Origin of the sequence: Gibbsiella dentisursi (assembly GCF_039539505.1) — a bacterium.
Taxonomy (GTDB): Bacteria; Pseudomonadota; Gammaproteobacteria; order Enterobacterales; family Enterobacteriaceae; genus Gibbsiella; species Gibbsiella quercinecans.
Map to the genome: position 1 here is coordinate 275,469 of NZ_BAABDG010000007.1, position 21,959 is coordinate 297,427.

20 protein-coding genes are annotated in these 21,959 nt (G+C 56.1%); 5 read left to right on the plus strand and 15 right to left on the minus strand.

The window, feature by feature from the left end; genetic code table 11:
• The 4 genes from nuoC to lrhA form a co-directional block, all read right to left on the minus strand.
• Nucleotides 1–1,806, minus strand: coding sequence for an NADH-quinone oxidoreductase subunit C/D (gene nuoC / locus ABFX35_RS15500; RefSeq protein WP_279022680.1), 1,806 nt, complete (start codon nt 1,804–1,806; stop codon nt 1–3).
• Nucleotides 1,807–1,901: 95 nt separating this feature from the next.
• Nucleotides 1,902–2,576 carry a NuoB/complex I 20 kDa subunit family protein gene (locus ABFX35_RS15505; protein ID WP_095847977.1) on the minus strand — a complete coding sequence of 225 codons (675 nt, stop codon included), beginning with the start codon at nt 2,574–2,576 and terminating at the stop codon, nt 1,902–1,904.
• A 15-nt stretch (nt 2,577–2,591) separates the two neighbouring features.
• Nucleotides 2,592–3,029 (minus strand): NADH-quinone oxidoreductase subunit A, encoded by a 438-nt coding sequence (locus ABFX35_RS15510; RefSeq protein WP_279022679.1) that lies wholly within the window; start codon nt 3,027–3,029, stop codon nt 2,592–2,594.
• A 688-nt stretch (nt 3,030–3,717) separates the two neighbouring features.
• Nucleotides 3,718–4,653 (minus strand): transcriptional regulator LrhA, encoded by a 936-nt coding sequence (gene lrhA, locus ABFX35_RS15515; RefSeq protein WP_346082116.1) that lies wholly within the window; start codon nt 4,651–4,653, stop codon nt 3,718–3,720.
• Nucleotides 4,654–5,402: 749 nt separating this feature from the next.
• On the opposite strand from lrhA, the gene ABFX35_RS15520 reads away from it, so the two are divergent.
• Together ABFX35_RS15520 and yfbR are read left to right on the plus strand one after the other, a co-directional pair.
• Nucleotides 5,403–6,620, plus strand: a complete 1,218-nt coding sequence (locus ABFX35_RS15520; RefSeq protein ID WP_346082117.1) for a pyridoxal phosphate-dependent aminotransferase — start codon at nt 5,403–5,405, stop codon at nt 6,618–6,620.
• A gap of 120 nt (nt 6,621–6,740) precedes the next feature.
• The gene (gene yfbR / locus ABFX35_RS15525) at nt 6,741–7,340 is read left to right on the plus strand and encodes a 5'-deoxynucleotidase (protein ID WP_279022676.1); all 600 of its coding nucleotides are present in this window, start codon (nt 6,741–6,743) and stop codon (nt 7,338–7,340) included.
• 35 nt (nt 7,341–7,375) lie between these two features.
• On the opposite strand, the gene ABFX35_RS15530 is transcribed toward yfbR, so the two are convergent.
• The 4 genes from ABFX35_RS15530 to yfbV all read right to left on the minus strand — a co-directional run bounded on the left by ABFX35_RS15530 (nt 7,376) and on the right by yfbV (nt 11,083).
• A complete protein-coding gene (locus tag ABFX35_RS15530; protein WP_279022675.1) occupies nt 7,376–9,208 on the minus strand; it encodes an SLC13 family permease in 1,833 nt (610 codons plus the stop codon).
• Between the two features lie 101 nt (nt 9,209–9,309).
• Nucleotides 9,310–9,966: a sugar phosphatase gene (locus ABFX35_RS15535; protein ID WP_346082118.1), complete on the minus strand. Its 657-nt coding sequence runs from the start codon at nt 9,964–9,966 to the stop codon at nt 9,310–9,312.
• 19 nt (nt 9,967–9,985) lie between these two features.
• The gene (locus ABFX35_RS15540) at nt 9,986–10,480 is read right to left on the minus strand and encodes a YfbU family protein (protein ID WP_095849120.1); all 495 of its coding nucleotides are present in this window, start codon (nt 10,478–10,480) and stop codon (nt 9,986–9,988) included.
• A gap of 147 nt (nt 10,481–10,627) precedes the next feature.
• Nucleotides 10,628–11,083 carry a terminus macrodomain insulation protein YfbV gene (yfbV, locus tag ABFX35_RS15545; RefSeq protein ID WP_121525496.1) on the minus strand — a complete coding sequence of 152 codons (456 nt, stop codon included), beginning with the start codon at nt 11,081–11,083 and terminating at the stop codon, nt 10,628–10,630.
• 354 nt (nt 11,084–11,437) lie between these two features.
• Between yfbV and ackA the strand changes: the two genes are divergently transcribed.
• Nucleotides 11,438–12,640 carry an acetate kinase gene (gene ackA / locus ABFX35_RS15550; RefSeq protein WP_279022673.1) on the plus strand — a complete coding sequence of 401 codons (1,203 nt, stop codon included), beginning with the start codon at nt 11,438–11,440 and terminating at the stop codon, nt 12,638–12,640.
• 120 nt (nt 12,641–12,760) lie between these two features.
• Nucleotides 12,761–14,920: a phosphate acetyltransferase gene (gene pta, locus ABFX35_RS15555; protein ID WP_279022672.1), complete on the plus strand. Its 2,160-nt coding sequence runs from the start codon at nt 12,761–12,763 to the stop codon at nt 14,918–14,920.
• 56 nt (nt 14,921–14,976) lie between these two features.
• Here the strand turns inward: pta and ABFX35_RS15560 are convergent, their stop codons facing one another.
• The 5 genes from ABFX35_RS15560 to ABFX35_RS15580 all read right to left on the minus strand — a co-directional run bounded on the left by ABFX35_RS15560 (nt 14,977) and on the right by ABFX35_RS15580 (nt 19,006).
• Nucleotides 14,977–15,936, minus strand: coding sequence for a transketolase family protein (locus ABFX35_RS15560; RefSeq protein ID WP_279022671.1), 960 nt, complete (start codon nt 15,934–15,936; stop codon nt 14,977–14,979).
• Nucleotides 15,929–16,777 (minus strand): transketolase, encoded by an 849-nt coding sequence (locus tag ABFX35_RS15565; RefSeq protein WP_279022670.1) that lies wholly within the window; start codon nt 16,775–16,777, stop codon nt 15,929–15,931. Before ABFX35_RS15565 ends, ABFX35_RS15560 begins: the two co-directional genes overlap by 8 nt.
• Nucleotides 16,778–16,784: 7 nt before the next feature.
• Nucleotides 16,785–18,167, minus strand: a complete 1,383-nt coding sequence (locus tag ABFX35_RS15570; RefSeq protein ID WP_346082119.1) for a PTS ascorbate transporter subunit IIC — start codon at nt 18,165–18,167, stop codon at nt 16,785–16,787.
• A 23-nt stretch (nt 18,168–18,190) separates the two neighbouring features.
• A complete protein-coding gene (locus ABFX35_RS15575) occupies nt 18,191–18,472 on the minus strand; it encodes a PTS sugar transporter subunit IIB (RefSeq protein WP_346082120.1) in 282 nt (93 codons plus the stop codon).
• A 90-nt stretch (nt 18,473–18,562) separates the two neighbouring features.
• The gene (locus tag ABFX35_RS15580) at nt 18,563–19,006 is read right to left on the minus strand and encodes a PTS sugar transporter subunit IIA (RefSeq protein ID WP_279022669.1); all 444 of its coding nucleotides are present in this window, start codon (nt 19,004–19,006) and stop codon (nt 18,563–18,565) included.
• Nucleotides 19,007–19,451: 445 nt separating this feature from the next.
• Between ABFX35_RS15580 and ABFX35_RS15585 the strand changes: the two genes are divergently transcribed.
• Entirely contained in the window at nt 19,452–20,471 is a 1,020-nt protein-coding gene (locus tag ABFX35_RS15585) for a LacI family DNA-binding transcriptional regulator (protein ID WP_346082121.1), read from the plus strand.
• A gap of 52 nt (nt 20,472–20,523) precedes the next feature.
• Here ABFX35_RS15585 and yfcD read toward each other — a convergent pair whose 3' ends face one another.
• Both yfcD and yfcE read right to left on the minus strand, forming a co-directional pair.
• The gene (gene yfcD / locus ABFX35_RS15590) at nt 20,524–21,099 is read right to left on the minus strand and encodes an NUDIX hydrolase YfcD (protein ID WP_279022667.1); all 576 of its coding nucleotides are present in this window, start codon (nt 21,097–21,099) and stop codon (nt 20,524–20,526) included.
• A 185-nt stretch (nt 21,100–21,284) separates the two neighbouring features.
• Nucleotides 21,285–21,836 carry a phosphodiesterase gene (yfcE, locus tag ABFX35_RS15595; RefSeq protein WP_095847961.1) on the minus strand — a complete coding sequence of 184 codons (552 nt, stop codon included), beginning with the start codon at nt 21,834–21,836 and terminating at the stop codon, nt 21,285–21,287.
• Between the last annotated feature and the right edge of the window lie 123 nt (nt 21,837–21,959).

A 21,959-nucleotide genomic window follows, 5' to 3' on the forward strand; every position in this document is an offset into this window, starting at 1 on the left:
TTAGCGGTCCACATCTGACATGACAAAATCGATACTACCCAGATAAACGATCAGGTCGGAAACCAGGCTGCCGCGTATCACCGCTGGGATTTGCTGCAAATGCGCAAAGCTCGGCGTGCGTACCCGGGTGCGATAGCTCATGGTGCTGCCGTCGCTGGTCAGGTAGTAGCTGTTGATCCCTTTCGTGGCTTCAACCATCTGGAATGATTCGTTCGCCGGCATCACCGGCCCCCAGGAAACCTGCAGGAAGTGGGTAATCAGCGTTTCAATGTGCTGCAGCGTGCGCTCTTTCGGCGGCGGCGTCGTCAACGGATGATCGGCCTTGAACGGCCCTTCCGGCATGTTGTTCAGGCACTGTTCAAGAATACGCAGGCTCTGGCGCAGCTCTTCCACTTTCAACATGACGCGGGTGTAGCAATCGCTATTGCCATCGCCGATCGGCACGTCAAAATCGAAGTTTTCATAGCCGGAATAAGGCCGCCACTTACGCACGTCGAAGGAAATACCGGTCGCGCGCAGGCCAGCGCCGGTAACGCCCCAGGCCAACGCCTCTTTGGCGTTGTAGGAAGCCACACCGATGGAACGGCCCTTGAGGATGCTGTTCTGCAACGCCGCCTTCACGTAGGAATCCAGGCGCTTCGGCATCCAGTCGAGGAAATCACGCAGCAGGCGATCCCAGCCTTTCGGCAGATCGTGCGCCACGCCGCCGATACGGAACCAGGCCGGGTGCATACGGAACCCGGTGATCGCTTCCACCAGATCGTAGATTTTTTGGCGATCGGTAAAGGCGAAGAACACCGGGGTCATTGCGCCGACGTCCTGGATAAAGGTGCTGATGTACAGCAAGTGGCTGTTGATACGGAACAGCTCCGACAACATCACGCGGATGGTGTTGACGCGATCCGGCACCACGATACCGGCCAGTTTCTCAACCGCCAGCACGTAAGGCATTTCGTTGACGCAGCCGCCCAAGTATTCGATGCGATCGGTATAGGGAATGTAGCTGTGCCACGACTGGCGTTCGCCCATTTTCTCGGCGCCGCGGTGGTGGTAGCCGATATCCGGCACGCAGTCGACGATGTCTTCACCGTCCAACTGGAGGATGATTCGGAACGCGCCGTGCGAGGACGGGTGGTTGGGGCCGAGGTTAAGGAACATAAAGTCCTCGTTCTCGGTGCCGCGCTTCATGCCCCACTCTTCCGGTTTGAAGGTCAAGGCCTCCATTTCCAGATCTTCTTTCTGTTTGGTCAACACAAAGGGATCGAATTCCGTGGCGCGCGCCGGGTAGTCCTTGCGTAACGGATGGCCTTCCCAGGTCTTCGGCATCATGATGCGTGTCAGGTGCGGGTGGCCGTCAAAGGTAATGCCGAACATCTCCCAGGTTTCACGCTCATACCAGTTGGCGTTGGGGAAGATTTGGGTCACGGTGGGCACGTGCAGATGTTTTTCCGACAGCGCCACTTTCAGCATGATGTCGCGGTTGCGATCGATGGAGATCAAATGATAGAAAACGGAGAAGTCCGCCGCCGGCAGGCCCTGGCGATGGGTGCGCAAGCGTTCGTCCATGCCGTGCAGATCGAACAGCATAACGTACGGCTTCGGCAGTTTTCTTAAAAACGTCATTACTTCCAGCAGTTGTTCAACCTTCACCCATACCACGGGTATGCCGGTGCGGGTGGGCTGAACAGTAAAGGCTTCCGGCCCAAAACGGTTGCGCAGTTCGCCAATCACCGGATCATCAAGATGATCGCGGGTTTCCCATACAGGACGGGCAGTCTGGGCGTCGTGCGTCGTTAAATCTGTCATAATTTTTTCACCACGTTAAATGGTCATTTTTATTGCAAGCTTAACTGCTCTTGGTTACCGAACCGGCGCAACAAGGTCGGCATTCATCCACACGCTTAAATCTCGTCGGGCGTGCGAAGGTTAGTCACCGCGATGCGTTCGCCGTGCTTACGTTCCCTTTCAGACTGCATATTGGCGCGGTACACGCCCTGATCGCCAACCACCCATGACAACGGGCGGCGTTCTTTGCCGATGGACTCCTGCAGCAGCAGCAGCGCCTGCATGTAGGCCTCCGGGCGCGGCGGGCAACCGGGGATATACACGTCAACCGGCAGGAATTTGTCGACGCCCTGCACCACGGAATAAATGTCGTACATGCCGCCGGAGTTGGCGCAGGCGCCCATGGAGATCACCCATTTCGGCTCCAGCATCTGCTCATACAGGCGCTGAATAACCGGCGCCATCTTGGTAAAGCAGGTGCCGGCCACCACCATGAAATCCGCCTGGCGCGGAGAGGCGCGCAGCACTTCAGCACCGAAGCGCGCCACGTCGTGAACGGCAGTAAAGGAGGTCACCATTTCCACATAGCAACAAGAAAGGCCAAAGTTATAAGGCCAAAGAGAGTTTTTACGCCCCCAGTTCACCATGTCATGCAACGCATGCTCGAGTTTACCCATGTAAACCGTACGGTGAACCTGCTGCTCCAGAGGATCGCTGACGATCTCCTGCTTTTGCAGGGGGTAACGGTCATTCTCACCGTTCGGGTCTATGCGGGTGAGCGTATAGTCCATGTTAATGCCTCGCTGTTACTGCGGATGACTGTTGGTGTTAGTAATGATGCCTGGTTTGACCTGACGCTTGGAACGCGCCGGCGTCCAGTCCAGCGCGCCGATGCGCACCAGATAAAACAGGCCGGCCAAAAGCACCAGAATGAAGATGGTGGCTTCGACAAAACCCAACCAGCCGCTCTCACGAATAGAGACCGACCAGGCGTACAGGTATAAGGCTTCAACGTCGAAAATAACGAAGAACATGGCGACCAGGTAAAACTTGGCGGAGAGGCGCAAACGCGCCGACCCGACGGAGTCGATCCCTGATTCATAAGGGGTATTTTTGGCACGGGCTCTGGCTCTTCCGCCGAGGAAAAACGCCCCCAGCAGCATGAGGCCGCATAGCCCGATAGCTACGACAAGAAATACGGCAAACGCCCAGTGATGGGCGATAACTTCAGTGGTTGTTGACATACTCTTTGCTTACTCATCAAAAGCGGTGTCGGACATCCTGCTCTTATGGCTGGCAGTTAGCGCACCGCATCGATTCAAGGGAAGGATAAATAACCACAATAAAAAACTGCATTTAGATCACATTAGACAGTGATTTTAATGTGGTTTTTTACTCCTTTTCATAACCTTTTGTCAACTTTAACAAAAGATTCCTCACGTTAATTCACATATATAGCAATTTATTAACACTTAATGCGTCTTGGTTAGGCTAAATCGTGTCAGTCAACGGCGGTATAACGACCAACAGTAATAAACCAACATTAATATTCAGGTTTTAGTCTAACATTTTCTCAGGAAAGCCCGGTGTTTCCACTCACTACCTAGGGGTATTTTTTTGATCCAAGACACGTTTCCAGCAAAAAAACTGCTCCAGCCGTGCAAGGCATTGGCAACGCTTATCAATTTTCAGCCAACGCAATGCCGCGAATGAAAATAGCAAAATAACCACACTAACTCCAGGTTTTTACTTGGTTGTCTCATGAATGAAAAACAAACGGAACAGGCGATTAACACCACGGACGGGGAATATTGCTGGCAGGCAGACTGCAGGCGGGAAATGAGGTTACAGGCATAAAAAATGCCAACCGGTTTTAGCCCGGCTGGCATTCGCATAATCACGGCAATGTGTTACCAGAAAATAAATCTGGTGTTACTCATCGGCATCGGCGGCGCCGCTATCATCCTTGGCGCCCACGTCGGTACTGGTGAAGCTATAGCTATCGTTACCATTTTGCACCGCACGGAAAATGGCCATTGCCAGCTCATTCTCACACTGCGTGTCCTTGCACAAGACATACTGCGTATCCGGCAACGGCGGCAACCCTTCGGAGGAACCCAGCACGCGCAGATCCGGGCTCATCATTTCGATCGGCCGGGCCGTTACACCCAGGCCCGCCTTGCATGCGGCACGCACGGCGGAAAGCGTGGAGGCCACATAGGCGATGCGCCAGGGGATGCCGGCTTCGTCCAGATGCTTGATCGCCATAGCGCGGAACGGGCTGGGTTCGTCAAGCACCACCAGCGGGATCGGCTCACCCTGCTGATAACGATAATCCGCAGAGCAATACCACAGCGTCGGCGACGTGCGCAGCACAATATGTGGGTGCCCTTCGGCATCGACGGTGGTGATGGCCAAGTCGACCTCACCGGTTTTCAGCATATCGATCATAAACGGGCTGCGTTTCACCCGCACATCAATCGCCAGCTTGGGATAGACGGACGTCACGCGGCTGAGCAAAAAAGGCAGGATGGTATCGGCAGTATCATCAGACGCGCCAATCGTCAGGACACCCTTGATATTGTTGTACATCAATGAGGCACAGGCTTCATCGTTAAAGCGCAGGATTTTCCTGGCATAACCAAGCAGCTGAATGCCGTGTTCCGTCAACAACTTGTTACGGCCATGGCGGGCAAACAGTTCCTTGCCAACCAATTGCTCTAACCGCTGCATTTGCTGACTGACTGCTGACTGTGTTCGGCACACGGCGACGGCCGCGGCGGCAAAAGTATTTAAATCAGCAACAGCCACAAATGTCCTTAGCAGATCGAGGTCGAGATTAAGTATCGGACGATTTGCATTTGTCATAGTGTGTTCTTCACTTTTTGAATTCTATTAATTTATAAAACTACCCTGGTGTATTTCTAAGACGCCGTTTAAAGGGACGGCGCCAGATATGACAGTACCCCACTCATAAGTGGAGGGCAAAAAAATTACTTATATTTCGTTACCTCCATCGCCTTTTACGCTAAAACATATCGATATTACTTATCAAATACCGATACATACACGCTTAAAACCATTAACAATACGTTATCAAAAGGATTTTACGTAGTTGTCTGTTCCTTTTTCCATGCTATTCGTGCGCAACGGCGCCAAAAACAGCATGATTGCCGCAGCGGCAGAGATTCTTCAGGCAACGACAACGAAAAAGGAATCGCCATAACGGCCGGCTAACGCCGCCGATTCAATGAATAACCGTTTACGATCCGGCACACGTTAGCGTTTACCGCAATCAATATAACCCTAAATAGTTAAGTTATATTAATGTAATTAAGCATTCTCTCATACTTTTCCGGCGAGGACTATAGCGCCGCCTTCAGCCCGCCGCGCCGGCGACGCCGCAGAAAACAACCGAAAACAGGCGTAATCTTGGTGATTATAACCATAAAATAAATTCATTCAGACTTATCATCGCTACAGTCGCCCTTTCGGCAGATTTTTTACGTCGAAGGTGCCTGGAACTCTTCAAAAGCACCGGCGGCAGGAGTACATTGTGCGGATTGCGGAGTTCCACGGTAGGAGCCCCCGCTTCCAGTAATAAGGCTCAACATTCTATGTCCCCCATTGAGAAATCCAGCAAACTGGACAACGTCTGTTATGACATTCGCGGTCCGGTGCTTAAAGAAGCAAAACGCCTTGAAGAAGAAGGCAACAAAGTCCTCAAACTGAACATCGGCAACCCCGCGCCTTTCGGCTTTGAAGCCCCGGATGAAATCCTGGTCGACGTGATCCGCAATCTGCCTACGGCCCAGGGCTATTGCGATTCCAAGGGGCTGTATTCCGCCCGTAAGGCGATCATGCAGCACTACCAGGCGCGCGGCATGCGTGAAGTGACCGTGGAAGATATCTATATCGGCAACGGCGTTTCTGAACTGATCGTCCAGTCGATGCAAGCGCTGCTCAATAGCGGTGACGAGATGCTGGTGCCGGCGCCCGATTACCCGCTGTGGACCGCTGCGGTTTCGCTTTCCAGCGGCAATGCGGTGCACTATCTGTGCGACGAGCAGGCCGGCTGGTTCCCCGATCTTGACGATATCCGCAGCAAGATCACCCCGCGCACCCGCGGCATCGTGATCATTAACCCGAACAACCCAACCGGCGCGGTGTACAGCAAGGCGCTGCTGGAACAGATCGTCGATATTGCCCGCGAGCATAATCTGATCATCTTCGCCGACGAGATCTACGACAAGATCCTCTACGATGAAGCGGAACACCATTCGATCGCCGCGCTGGCGCCGGATTTACTCACCGTCACCTTTAACGGGCTGTCCAAGACCTACCGCGTCGCGGGCTTCCGTCAGGGCTGGATGGTGCTCAACGGGCCGAAAAAACACGCCAAAGGTTACATTGAAGGGCTGGAAATGCTGGCCTCGATGCGCCTGTGCGCCAACGTCCCGATGCAGCACGCCATCCAGACGGCGCTGGGCGGCTATCAGAGCATCAGCGAATTCATTCAGCCAGGCGGCCGCCTGTATGAACAGCGCAACCGCACCTGGGAATTGCTCAACGACATCCCCGGCGTTTCGTGCGTGAGACCCGAGGGGGCGCTGTATATGTTCCCGCGTATCGATGCCAAGCGCTTTAATATCCACGACGACCAGAAAATGGTGCTGGATCTGCTGCTGCAGGAGAAAGTGCTGTTGGTGCAGGGCAGCGCCTTCAACTGGCCTTACCCGGATCACGTACGCATTGTCACCCTGCCGCGCGTTGACGATCTGGAAATGGCCGTCGGCAAGCTGGGGCGTTTCCTGGAACACTACCGCCAGCTGTAACGCCGCACAGGGGCGCAGGCACTGCGCCCCTTATGCCGGCCCGATCGCACCACAAGATTTGCATAACCCGCCCCTACTGCCCACAATGTAGCTCTCACTTGCCGTTATAAAGAGAGCACCATGAGCCAGAGCCATTTCTTTGCCCACCTGTCACGCCTGAAACTGATTAGCCGCTGGCCGCTGATGCGTAACGTACGTACCGAAAATGTCTCCGAGCACAGCCTGCAGGTGGCCTTCGTCGCCCATGCGTTGACGGTGATTAAAAATCGTAAGTTTAATGGCAACCTGAACGCGGAGCGCGTGGCGCTGCTGGCGATGTACCACGATGCCAGTGAAGTGCTCACCGGCGACATGCCCACGCCGATCAAGTACTACAACCCGCAGATTGCCCATGAATATAAGAAGATCGAAAAAATCGCCCAGCAAAAGCTGCTGGATATGATCCCGGCGGAATTTCAGGATGATTTCCGGCCGATCCTCGACACCAGCTATTACACGGAAGACGAGCAGCATCTGGTCAAGCAGGCGGATGCGCTGTGCGCCTACCTGAAGTGCCTGGAGGAACTGTCTGCCGGCAACAATGAATTCAAACTGGCCAAGGCGCGCCTGGAAAAAACCTTACAGCAGCGCAACAGCCCGGAAATGGATTATTTCATGGCGGTGTTTATCCCAAGCTTCAGCCTCTCGCTGGACGAAATCAGCCTGGATTCGCCGCTGTAACCCACCTTCTGCCCGGCACGCCGCCGGGCCAGCCGCTAAAAGCCGTACAGCCACGGCACCACCACCACGCTGACCAGCATCACCAACAGGGTAAAGGGCACGCCCATCCGCACAAAATCGCCGAACTTGTAGTTGCCCGGCCCCAGCACCAGCGTGTTAACCGGCGAGGAAACCGGCGTCATAAATGCCGCCGATGCCGCAATGGCGATAATCATGGCGAACGGATACGGGGAGACGCCCATTTCCCGCGCGGCGGCAATGGCGATCGGCGCCATCAACACCGCCGTGGCAGTGTTCGAGATAAACAGGCCAATGGTGGCGCACAGCACGAACAGGCACACCAGCATCACCCGCGGCCCCATGCTGCCGGCCACGTCCATCAGCCCATGGACGATCAAATCCACCCCACCGGTTTTTTGCAGCGCCTGGGCGAACGGCATCATCCCCACGATCAGGATCACACTGGGCCAATGGATGGATTTATAGGCGCTCTCCATATCGATGCAGCGGAACTGCCCCATCAACAGACAGGCGATCAGCGCCGCAATCGGATTGGGGATTTCATCGGTCAGCATCATCGCCACCATCAGCGCCAGGCAAAACAAGGCGTGAGGCGCCTGGGTGATGGCCGGCGCGACTTCGTCCACTTCCGCCGGCAGGTTGAGCACGATAAAGTCGTGGGTTTCGGCCTGCAGTTGGCGGATCGCTTTCCAGTCGCCAATCACCAGCAAAATATCGCCAAACTGCAGCGGCTCATCCACCAGTTTGCCCGCCAGCGCCTCGCCGTTGCGGCGAATGCCCACCACATTCAGATCGTAGCGGGTACGGAATACCGTTTCGCGCAGGCTTTTGCCCAACAGGGCGGAATCCGGGATCAGCGATACCTCCGCCATGCCCACATTGCGCGCCTGCTCGGAAAAGTAATCCCCACGCAGCACCATCGGCTCCAACAGTTGTTCGCTACAGAACTGGCGCAGATCGACGTCGCTGTCCGACATATCGATCAGCAATACGTCGCGCTCGCGCAGTTCGGTGCTGCCGGAAGCGCTGATCATCACACGCCGAAAGCGCTTCCAGCGTTCGATCCCCACCACGTTCGCCCCATAGCGGGCGCGCAGATGCAGTTCATCCAGCGAATGGCCGACCAGCGGCGAACCGCTGCGGATCGCCAAACGGCGCGCGCGGCCGCTCAGCTTGTAATCACGGATCAAATCGCGAAAGGTGCGCCGCTGCCAGGTTTCGCGCGCGCTTTCCCCATCATCATTGCCCAGCCAGCGGCGTGCTATCAGCATATAGCCGATGCCCAACAACAGCACCAGCACGCCGACCGGCGTAAAATCGAAAAAACCAAAGCCGTGGGCGCCTTCACGCACCAGCTCACTGTTCACCACCATATTCGGCGGCGTTGCCACCAGCGTCATCATGCCGCTGATCAGGCCGGCAAAGCTCAACGGCATCATCAACCTGCCGGGCGCGGTTTTCATCCGCGCCGCCACGCTCAACACCACCGGGATGAAGATCGCCACCACGCCGGTCGAGCTCATAAATGCCCCCAGGCCCGCCACCGTCGCCATCAACAACGCCAGCATTTTGGTTTCGCTGCTGCCGGCCACCTTGACCAGCCAGTCCCCCACTTGGTAAGCCACGCCGGTGCGCACCAGCCCCTCGCCAATCACGAACAGGGCCGCGATCAAAATCACGTTGGGATCGCTAAAGCCGGCCATGGCCTCTTGCAAGGTCAATGTGCCGCTCAGTACAAAAGCGACGATCACCAATAACGCCACCACGTCCATGCGTAGTTTGTTAGTGGTGAACAGTACAATGGCCACCAGCAATAAACTCAATACCCACAGTAATTCACCGTTCACAGCGTTCCCATATGATCGTGATCCAAAGGCCTAAAAAATAGCATAAAAAAACCCCGCAAATGCGGGGTACAATCAATTTGTCTACAGATTACCGATAGCGCTTAGCGCACCACGTCGATACGGGCGCCCTGCGCCAGCTTGCCAACCTGTAACTGCGCCAGCGAAGACAACGCCAGCGCGACCTGATCCAACTTCGGCGCCTCCGCCGGCGCATTCACTGCGATCACCTGGCAGCCGGCCGCCAGCCCGGAAAGGATACCGGCCGCAGCGTCTTCCACCACCACGCACGCCTGCGGCGCCAGGCCCAGCCGTTCAGCGCCCAGCAGATAGGGATCCGGCTCCGGTTTACCGCGCTGTACCTGTTCTGCGGTGATAAACACCGCCGGGCGCGGCAACCCGCTGGCGGCCAGCCGCGAAGTGGCTACCGGCACCGAGCCGGAGGTGACGATCGCCCAAGGGATGTCAAGCGTATTCAAACGCGCCAGCAGCGCTGCCGCCCCCGGCAACGCGTGGACGCCATCGGTATCCTGCGCTTCCACCTGCTCAAGCACCGCGTGTTCATGCTGAATGTCCGCTTCGCTGGCGCCCAGCATAAAATGGCGCAGCGAAGTGATCGCCTGTTTACCATGAATAAAATCCAACACCTCCTGCACATCAAGGCCGCGACCCTTGGCCCAGTTGCTCCAGGCGCGCTCTACAACAGGTAATGAATCCACCAACGTTCCATCAAGATCAAATAGAAAACCCTTACACTCCACAGAAAACCTCTTTGTATACTCAGGCATTGATGATTTGCGCGATCTCCACAGCGCTCAGGTGATACTGGCGTGGGCAAGAGAGCCAAATGGCCAGCATACGCTGGTATTTTTCCCACATCTTGGTTTGGGCATTAAAGCCGTGGCTGCCGGAATCAAAGTGAGTATAACGCCCTTCCGTGTTGACCAGAAAACGCACGTAGCTCAGATAACGCGCCTCCGTGGCCGCATCAAAACCGAGGAATTCCAAACGACGCGGTTCAACACCCTGTTTATCCTTGAGGTTTTCCCATGAAACCTGAAGCGCATGGTGCATTTCCATAATATTGATAATTGTACGGCACACCTCTTCGCTCATTTCACCAAAATCCCGATCCAGCTCACGCAACTGTAAGCCAAAACCGCGTTCAATAATGGTTTGCAAGCGGCGATAGCGTTCCGCATTGTCTGGATCAAGCATCGACATCATTTTGTACTGATTAGACAGAATCAGGCGCTGGGCATTCGTCATTTCCATCATACTTTCCTCGGTGCTGAATAATGGCGCAAGCATCGCACAGCGCAAGAAAAGGGGAAATGACAACCCGCTCATTTTTTGATTTAACGTGGGGTTCTTGGGCAAGATCAAAAAACAGGCTGTTTGCAGAAACAGCCTGTTTTGATCTCAGAGGTCATCGAGGAAGGTTTTATCCAACTGTTTAAACGCACGCTTGAGCAAATCGGCCAGCGATTGATAGGTCGGCGGCCCTTCGATCGGCGCCACGGCCTGCCCGGCTTCGGCCAGCTTATTGCGCACCTCATGGAACCATTGCAGCAGCGTTGGCGGCAGCGGAGTGATGGCGCGGCGCCCCAACCACCACAGCCCCTGCATCGGCAGGCTACAGGCGAACAAGGCGGTGGCGATCGCCGGGCCCAGTTGCCCGCCGAGGGCGATCTGCCAGGTGAGGGTAAAGATCGCCAGCGGCGGCATGAAGCGCACGGCAAACTGCGTCGCCCGCGAAACGCGATTTTCCGGAAAAACAGGCGCCAGACGCTTATCCGCCGGCCAGGTTTTCATGTAGTGCTGCCCGCGCTGGAATACCTGAAACCAGCTTACAGTACCGGACGGTTTACTTGTCATGGCTACCTCAATTTCACGGTTGAAAATGTTTGTTCAGTCTGCGTCACTACTAAAAAATTTGAAGCTTTAAATTTATTTTGTGTTTGCCGCAGGCTATCGGTATGCTAAGCCGGCCTTTTGGCCGGTTAAAAGATGGCTTTTTTATCGCCACCGTTTAGCCCAATAAAAACGTAGATTATTTAAACCGCAGAGAAATCTCCGGTTTTTCCATCATCATGTGCTTTGCTTCACCCACATGATGTTAATCATAAATGTCAACGGCACTCTGCGCTACGCTTGTTGTCTGATTGACGGTTTATTCACCATTGTTTTGGGTCTCCCTTTAACAACACAAACTATTAAGTAGGTACTTCCATGTCGAGTAAGCTAGTACTGGTTCTTAACTGCGGCAGTTCTTCCCTGAAGTTCGCCATTATTGATGCAACCAACGGTGAAGAACACCTCTCTGGCTTGGCCGAGTGTTTCCACCTGCCAGAAGCCCGCATCAAGTGGAAAATGGACGGTAGCAAGCAGGAAGCGGCATTGGGTGCCGGTGCGGCACACAGCGAAGCGCTCAACTTCATTGTTAACACGATCCTGGCCCAAAAACCTGAGCTGTCCGCCAATCTGACGGCGATCGGTCACCGTATCGTACACGGCGGTGAAAAATTCACGGCCTCTGCGGTGATCAATGACGAAGTGCTTCAGGGTATCAAAGATTCCGTACCTTTTGCACCACTGCACAACCCAGCTCACCTGATCGGCATCGCCGAAGCGCTGAAATCTTTCCCTAAACTGGCCGATAAGAACGTTGCCGTGTTCGACACCGCGTTCCATCAAACCATGCCGGAAGAATCTTACCTGTATGCCCTGCCGTACAGCCTATACCGCGATCACGGCGTGCGCCGTTACGGCGCTCACGGCACCAGCCACTTTTACGTGACTCAGGAAGCCGCGAAAATGCTGAACAAGCCGGTTGAAGAGGTTAACCTGATCACCTGCCACCTCGGCAACGGCGGTTCGGTTACGGCGGTGCGCAACGGTAAGTGTGTTGATACCTCCATGGGGCTGACCCCGCTGGAAGGCCTGGTGATGGGTACCCGCAGCGGCGACATCGATCCGGCGATCATCTTCCACCTGCACGACACGCTGGGCATGAGCATCGACCAGATCAACAAGCTGCTGACCAAAGAATCCGGCCTGCTGGGCCTGACCGAAGTCACCAGCGACTGCCGTTACGTTGAAGATAACTACGCCAGCAAAGAAGACGCCAAGCGTGCGATGGATGTCTTCTGCCACCGCCTGGCCAAATACATCGGCGCCTATGGCGCGCTGATGGAAGGCCGCCTGGACGCGGTTATCTTCACCGGTGGCATCGGTGAAAACGCCGGTATGGTGCGCGAACTGACGCTGAACAAACTGGGCCTGATGGGCTTTGAAGTGGACCACGAACGCAACATGGCGGCCCGCTTCGGCAACGCTGGCGCGATCACCAAAGATGGCAGCCGTCTGGCACTGGTCATCCCGACCAATGAAGAATTGGTCATCGCGCAAGACGCCAACCGTCTGACCGCTTAATCCCCCAGCACCGCCAGCCGCCTCCAACCGCTGGCGGTGCTGTTTCAGGACTTGCATTGGCCGGTGGGCGTTCCTTCCCCGCGTAGCCATGCCGAATAAACCCGTGAAGAGGACTATTCTGTGTCACGTATAATCATGTTGATCCCTACCGGCACCAGCGTCGGCCTGACCAGCGTCAGCCTGGGCGTCATTCGCTCCATGGAGCAAAAAGGCGTTCGTCTGAGCGTATTCAAACCTATCGCGCAGCCACGCAGCGGTGCCGATACGCTGGATCAAACCACCACTATTATCCGTAGCAACTCCAGCATCCCAGCGGCCGAACCGCTGCGCATGAGCTACGTTGAAAGCCTGCTGAGCAGCAACCAGCAGGACGAGTTGATGGAAGAGATCGTAGCGCGCTACCACGAGAACACCAAAGATGCCGAAGTGGTGCTGATCGAAGGCCTGGTGCCGACCCGTAAACACCAGTTCGCCAACGCGCTGAACTATGAAATCGCCAAAACCCTGAATGCCGAAATCGTCTTCGTGCTGGCGTTGGGCAATGACTCCCCGGCACAGCTGACCGAGCGCATCGAACTGGCGCGCAGCAGCTTTGGCGGCAGCAAAAACAAAAACATCACCGGCGTTATCATCAATAAACTGAACGCGCCGGTTGACGAACAGGGCCGCACCCGCCCCGATCTGTCTGAAATCTTCGATGATTCCAGCAAGGCCAACGTGGCCAACGTCGATCCCTCACAGCTGTTCGCTAACAGCCCGCTGCCGGTGCTGGGCTGCATCCCGTGGAGCTTCGATCTGATCGCCACCCGCGCGATTGATATGGCACGCCACCTGAATGCACGCGTGATCAACGAAGGCGACATCATGACCCGCCGCGTGAAGTCCGTGACGTTCTGCGCACGCAGCATCCCGCACATGCTGGAACACTTCCGCCCCGGCTCCCTGCTGGTAACCTCTGCAGACCGCCCGGACGTGCTGGTTTCCGCCTGCCTGGCAGCGATGAACGGCGTTGAAATCGGCGCACTGCTGCTGACGGGCGGCTACGAAATCGACGGCGCCATCAAAAAACTGTGCGAACGCGCCTTCGAAACCGGCCTGCCGGTGCTGATGGTCGACACCAACACCTGGCAAACCTCGCTGAGTCTGCAAAGCTTCAACCTGGAAGTGCCGCCGGATGACCATCAGCGCGTTGAGAAAGTCCAGAACTACGTGGCCAGCCACATCAGCAGCGCGTGGATCGACACGCTGACCGCCACCTCTGAGCGTTCACGCCGCCTGTCGCCGCCGGCATTCCGTTACGAGCTGACCGAACTGGCGCGCCAGGCCGGCAAACGCATCGTCCTGCCGGAAGGTGACGAACCGCGCACCGTGAAAGCGGCCGCCATCTGCGCCGAACGCGGCATCGCACACTGCGTGCTGCTGGGCAACCCGGATGAAATCCAGCGCGTAGCCGCCGCGCAAGGCGTTGAACTGGGCAAAGGGATTGAGATTGTCGATCCGGTACAGGTGCGTGAAAACTACGTGCCGCGTCTGGTTGAACTGCGCAAGAGCAAGGGCATGACCGAAGTGGTTGCCCGCGAGCAGTTGGAAGACAACGTGGTGCTCGGCACCCTGATGCTGGAAAAAAGCGAAGTGGACGGCCTGGTTTCCGGCGCGGTTCACACCACCGCCAACACCATCCGCCCACCGCTGCAGTTGATCAAAACCGCGCCGGGCAGCTCGCTGGTGTCTTCCGTGTTCTTCATGCTGCTGCCGGATCAGGTTCTGGTCTACGGCGACTGCGCGATCAACCCGGATCCGACCGCTGAACAGCTGTCTGAAATTGCCATCCAGTCTGCAGATTCCGCCGCGGCGTTCGGCATCGAACCACGTGTAGCGATGATCTCTTACTCTACCGGCAACTCCGGCGCCGGCAGCGACGTTGATAAAGTGCGCGAAGCCACCCGCCTGGCGCAGGAAAAACGCCCGGATCTGATCATCGACGGCCCGCTGCAGTATGACGCCGCGATCATGGCTGACGTTGCCAAATCCAAAGCGCCGAACTCACCGGTTGCCGGCCAGGCTACCGTGTTCATCTTCCCGGATCTGAACACCGGTAATACCACCTACAAAGCGGTACAGCGCTCAGCAAACCTGGTATCTATCGGGCCGATGCTGCAAGGTATGCGCAAGCCGGTTAACGACCTGTCCCGTGGCGCACTGGTAGACGATATCGTCTACACCGTAGCGCTGACGGCAATTCAGGCCGCACAGGCAGAAAAACTGGCAGCCAAAGCGTAAGGCTGCAAGCCGCCCTCTCCCCCACAGGGAGAGGGCGTTTTATGCCAATGCCGGGCTTAGCCTGGCAGCAGTTGGTTGGCCACCGCAACGATATGCTCCGCGGTCAAACCATACTCCTGTTGCAGGAAGTCCTGCGTTCCCACCTGGCCATAGCGCTCTTTCACCCCCACTCGCCGCATCGGCACCGGGCAGGTTTCCACCAGCACTTCCGCCACCGCAGATCCCAGGCCGTTATGAATACTGTGATTTTCACAGGTTACGATACGCCCGGTTTTCGCCGCATAGGTCTGGATAATGTCCCGATCAATCGGTTTCAGGGTGAACATATCGATCACCGCCGCACTGATGCCGTTTTGCGCCAGCATCTGCGCCGCCTGCAGCGCTTCCGCCACCATGATGCCGTTGGCGATCAGCGTAATATCGCCGCCGTCACGCAGCAGGTTCCCCTTGCCGAGGGTAAAACGCGCCCCGTCTTGGTAGATACGCGTTGCCTGCTTGCGAATGGTGCGCACCCAGTAAAACCCCTCCAGCGCCATGAGCTGCTGCAAGATGTCTTTGAACATGGTGGCGTCCGTCACCTCCAGCACCACGGAATTCGCCAACCCACGCACGATGCCCATGTCTTCGAAAGACATATGGGTGCCGCCGTTATGGCAAGCGGTCACGCCGGCGTCCGAGGCAATCACCTTGACGTTATTGCGCTGATAGTCCAGAGACATAAACAGCTGATCAAAACAGCGGCGGCTGGCGAACGCCGTAAAGGTATGAACGAATGGCACGCGCCCGGTCAACGACAGGCCGGCGGCGACGCCAATCACGTTCGCTTCCATAATGCCGCAATTAATCACGTGCTGCGGGTAATCCCGATGCACGCCGTCCATCGCCATGGAGCTCATCAGATCGGCCTCCAGCGCAATGATCGGATGGCCGGCCTCTATTTGCCGGCGCACTTCGCCGGCGTATACCTTGCGCATCTCTATGCTGTCTTTTTCCAGCGGCGTAACGACATTACCCATGAGCGGCCTCCAGTTCAGCGATGGTTTTTTCGATCTCCCGCTTAATCTCCGGCGTCAGGCGCAGGTGATGCGAGTTCTTCATCTGCTCCAGGCAGGGCACGCCCTGCCCTTTGATGCTGTCGAGGATCACCACCAGCGGGCGCTGTTCGCCGCCGCGCACCGGCGCCGCTGCGGCGTGAATGGCGATAATATCGTCGCCTTTCACGGTGGAAACCTCAAAGCCGAAAGCGCGGAATTTGGCGGCCAGATCAAAAGGGTTGATCACTTCGTCCAAATTGCCATCCAACTGCTGTTTGTTGTAATCAATAAACAGCGTCAGATTATTGAGGTTATGGTGAGCAATAAACTGGAACGCCTCCCAGCACTGCCCCTCGTTCAGCTCGCCATCGCCAAGTATGCTGAACACCCGGTTGTCGCGCCCGGCCAGGCGATGCGACAGCGCCATCCCAGCGGCAATCGACACCCCCTGCCCCAGCGAGCCGGTAGTCGCATCCACGCCGGGCGTGCGCAGGCGATCCGGGTGGCTGGGCAGCCGGGTACCGTTCTGGTTGAGGGTTTTCAGCATTTCCCGAGGGAAATAGCCCTTGATCGCCAGCGTGCTGTAGAGCGCCGGGCCGGCATGCCCCTTCGACAGCACAAAATCATCACGCGCGGGCCAGCCCGGCTGGGCCGGATTGATACGCATCACCCCGCCATATAACACTGCCAGGGTTTCCACCACCGACATACACCCGCCATAGTGGCCAAACCCCAGCCCGGTCAGCGCCTTCAACGTTTCCAGGCGGATCAACCGCGCCAGTTCGCGCATTGCTTCGATATTTGCCGTTACAGAACTCATCATACCGCCCTCACTCTTTTTCAACGCCGTTGACAGCCGCGCCGCCCCCGCGTTTGCCCAGGAAGTTGTGCGCGACCAACAGCGCAAAGATGGCCACGATCGCCACCATGATCATTTCTTTGGACATGAAGCGCGCCATATTCCCCAGCACAATGCCCACCACGCCAAAATCAGCATCGGAGAAAGTGGTATTGGCAAAGCCGAGCGCGCCCAGTACCGGCAACAGCAGCACCGGCAGGAAGGTAATCAGCAAGCCGTTGGCAAACGCGCCCAACATGGCGCCGCGGCGCCCGCCGGTGGCATTGCCGAACACCCCGGCCGTGGCGCCGGTAAAGAAGTGCGGCACCACGCCAGGCAAAATCAGCACCATTTTCATTTGCCCAAGCAGGAACAGCCCGACCAACCCACCGAGGAAGCTAAACAGGAAGCCAATCAGCACCGCATTCGGCGCATAGGGGTAAACCACCGGGCAATCCAGCGCCGGGCGCGCATTCGGCACCAGCTTTTCTGAAAAACCGGTAAAGGCCGGGACGATCTCGGCTAGGATCAACCGTACCCCCTGCAGGATGATGAACACCCCGGCGGCGAAGGTAATGGCCTGGATGATCGAATACACCAGATAGTTCTGCCCGGCGCTGAGCTGGCTTTCCACATAGGCCTGGCCGGCGCAGATCGCCATAATCAGGTAGATAATGATCATCGTTATCGAAATGGAAATCGAACTGTCGCGCAGGAAGCTCAGGTTTTTAGGCAGGTTCATCTCTTCCGTCGAGCGCGAGTTTTTGCCGACCCGCGCCCCGATCCAGCCCGATAGCACATAGCCCAGGGTGCCAAAATGGCCGAAGGCAATGTCGTCATTGCCGGTGATGCGGCGCATATAGCGCTGCGCAAGCGCCGGAAAGAACGCCATCACCAACCCCAGCGACAATGCGCCGGTGAACACCAGCGCAAAACCCTCAAACCCGGCGACGGTCAGGATAATGCCAATCATGCAGGCCATATAAAAAGTATGGTGGCCGGTAAGAAATATATATTTCAGCCGGGTAAAGCGCGCCACCACAATATTCGCCACCATCCCGAAAGCCATAATTAACGCCGTAGAGGCGCCATACTTTTCAAGGGCAATAGAGACGATAGCTTCATTATTGGGGATAATCCCCTGAATGTTGAAGGCATGTTCGAACATACCGCCGAGCGGGTTCAGTGAACTGACCAATACGGTAGCGCCGCCGCCCAACACAATAAAACCAAGAATGGTTTTTACCGTCCCTTTTACGATATCAGAAAATGATTTACGTTGCGCCAGCAAACCGATAAGGGCAATAAGCCCCACCAGCACGGAGGGCACCTTTAATATATCAACCACGAATTTAAGCGTTTCCTGGATAAACATATCCACCTCGCCATTGGGTCTGATTAAAGAATGGAGTGTGCTGCAAAATACGCGCGCAGCTTGGTTTCCAGCTCATTGATACCAATAATATTGTCGATCACAACCAGTTGATCTTGCACAACGCTGGCGCTGCCGGCAATATCCTTCGCCATCACAAAAATATCGGCCGCACCGGGCGTAGCCGAAGATAAATCGGAATGTTCCACCTCTGCTTCTATACCCAGTTTCTTCAACACTTTCTTTATGTTCATTTCAACCATAAAGCTGCTGCCGAGGCCGGAGCCACAAATAGCCATGATTTTCATGATATTCACCCGCCTGATTTTTGTGTAAGATCTCCCCGCCGAAACAGTGCCCGGCTAAATAAAGGAGACCATCATGGAAAAAGACAAGTATTAATAGTGGGAAATAATATCCTCAATTTGCTGTTTATCTTTGGCGTTGAATAACTCATCCATCGCCGCATTGTTTGAAAATAGTTCAGCAAGCTGTGCAATAATATCAATATGGCTATTGCTGTCCGGCGCGGCCAGCATCACCACCACATAGACTGGATCATTATCCACAGAGTGGAACTTTACCCCCTGGTGTATTTTTAATAACGATAACCCCAGCGCTTTCGCCCCTGCTTCCGGCCGCGCATGCGGCATGGCGATACCAGGCGCCAACACAAAATAGGGCCCCAACAGCCGATATTGCTGCAGAATCGCCGTGACGTAATCGGGCGTGATCGCCCCGCGCAGCAGCAGTGGCTGTGCGCTCAACGCCACGGCCTGTTGCCAGCCATCAACGCGGTCACACAGTTGGATCGTGTCATTATTCAGCCAGTCATTCAGCACGTTCCCTCCTTGCCATCCAATCAGGAATCGAACATCTGCATCGGTTGAAGAACCAGGTGCCAGCGGTGGCGCAGATTTTCACGGCCGGCGCCGTTGGCTGCCACAACCTGATAAAACTTTAATCAACGCACCGATCGCCAGCCGTGATTGTCATCACAAAGATAGCGCTACCAAAAATTTACGATAGGATTTTGTGATAGCGCTATCAAATAAATGGCATATCCTGTTGTGTCTTGCCCGCCTTGCGCCAGCCATGCCGCAATGGCGCCAGCGCGCTTTGCCGTTCGGTGCTATGCGGCGCACAGTTTTTTATCACGCCCCACAAAGCCGCGGGTTAGAATAGGCTGAAAATGCGGCCGGTTCCGCAATACTCCTGCCCGGCAGCGCCGCAGGGGAAATCGTCCACCGTTTATGCGCACGATGCGCGGTTTAGTCAGGATTACACATGTCGATCGGTAAAAAACGGCGCAGTACCGGAAAGGTCACACTGGCCGACGTCGCCCAACTGGCCGGCGTTGGCACCATGACCGTTTCCCGGGCGCTGCGCACCCCGGAACAGGTCTCCGATAAACTACGAGAAAAAATCGAGGCGGCCATCAACGAGTTGGGCTATTTGCCTAACCTGGCGGCCAGTTCGCTGGCATCCGCATCTTCCTATACCGTTGCCATGGTGGTGCCCAGCCTGTCTGAATTCGGCTGCGCCGGCATGTTCGCCGGCTTGCAGCACGTATTACAGCCGGCGGGCTATCAGATCATGTTGGCGGAATCACAGCACCACCTTGAGCGGGAGGAAAAACTGCTGGAGACGCTGCTGTCGTATAATTTGGCCGCCGCGGTGTTGTTGAGCGTCGAACATTCGCAAAATACCCGCAACGCGCTGAAAATAGCCAATATCCCGGTGGTTGAAATTGGGGCGATACGCGCAGATCCGATTGATATGAATATCGGCATTGATTACGTGGCGGCCATGTATCAACTGACGCAGACGGTCATCGCCCGCGGTTACCAAAACGTTGGGCTGCTGTGCGCCAATCAGGAACAGTGGATTTTCCAACAGCACCTGCAGGGCTGGCACAAAGCGCTGCTGCATAATCACATGTCGCCGCACCGGGTGATCAACGCCGCACAGCCGGCCAGCTTCAGCATCGGCGCGCAGCAACTGCCCGAGTTCCTGCTCGCCTGGCCAGAGCTGGACGCGCTGGTCTGCGCCGCCGACGAGCTGGCCTGCGGCGCGCTGTACGAATGCCAGCGGCGGCACATCAAAGTGCCGGATCAGTTGGCGATCGTCGGCTTCGGCAACAGCGACGCCAGCCGGGTTTGCCAGCCACCGCTGACGACCATGACCGTGCCGCACAAAGAGATTGGTATTCAAGCCGGCAAAGCCTTGCTGGCGCGTTTGAATGATGAAGCCTGGCAACAGGAAGGATCGCTACCTTCCACGCTATGCCGGCGCAGCAGCTGTTAAAAAGCACAACACCGGCCAAATGGCCGGTGTTGTACATGACACTAGCAAACGATCAGGGCTGATCGTCACCCTCTTCTGGCTCCGCTTCCCGCGCCAGCGGCTTACCGTAAGCCTGCCCATTGTTGCGCGTCAGCCACAGCGACAGCGCTTTCAGCGAGTCTGGCGTAAACTCATCGCAACGCGCGGTAATTTCCTCCGGCTTCAGCCAGCACACTTCGGCAACTTCTTCTTCCTGCAGCGCAAACGGCCCGTGCGAAACGCAGCTAAACAACGCACCCCACACCCGGCACTGCGTTTCCTCGAAGTAGAACAGGCCATGCTCGGCAAACGGCACACCGGCGATACCCAGTTCTTCTTCCGCCTCACGGCGGGCCGACTCCAGCACGTTTTCGCCGCTTTGCACCACGCCGCCGGCGGTTGCATCCAGCCAGCCCGGATAGAAGTCTTTGGTTTCGGTGCGGCGCTGCACCAGTATTTTCCCCATCCCGTCATGCACCACGATATAGGTCGCACGATGACGCAGCCGCTCTGCACGCATTTGCTGGCGACTGGCTTGAGCAATCACTTCATTTTGCTCGTTGACAATATCAACCCACTCAATATCTGCAGCCTGACCCTGTTCCGCCATCCTCTAAAACCTTCTGTGTTGGCACGATGAATTCCGCGCACTGGTTGATCAATGAGTGTTATTCATAGATTCTTATTATGCAAATACCCGCCATACTGCAAGCTGCGTGCACATTGGCTTTGTTAGCAGGCAAAGGCCGCACCAACGCCGTTTCGCGCTGCAACTCGAATTATCGAGGGTATAAATTAATGGGATAATGACACCTCTGCAACCGTCTTGCCCTCGTGCAGAGACACTACCCGCAAAGTGTCTTCATCCAGCAGCCCGTAGCTGGCGGGAAAACCGCCTTTCGGTATGCTGACCGAGCCGGGATTAAAACAAAAGATATCGCCCTGCCGTTCTGCCTGCGGCAAGTGCGTGTGGCCATAGGCCAATACGTCGCCGGCCGATAGCGGCGGCAACGCAGAGGGATGATAAAGGTGACCGTGGGTCAAAAACAATCGTCTTTTTTGCAACAGCACTTGCTGCCAAGGGGCGGTGATTGGGAACGCGAGCAGCATCTGATCGACTTCGCTATCGCAATTCCCGCGAACGGCGATAATCTTGTCGCTATAGCCATTCAATTGTTCGGCAACCTGCGCCGGTTGATAGTTGTCCGGCAGCGCATTACGCGGCCCATGATTAAGAAAATCGCCAAGCAGGATCAGCCAGTCGGCGTCATGTTCTTCAAAACGTTCCAGCACACGTTCCGTGGCGGACAGTGAGCCGTGCAGATCGGAAGCAAATAACAGTTTCATACCCATTCCTGATGTCGCGAAGTGATTAGTGATGTTAGCGCCGCCTGGCAGCGCTACCCTGGCGTAACGGCGCCGGCCGCCGCCGCTTGGTTTACGTTAGCGAAGCCCGGCGGATTTTCCTAA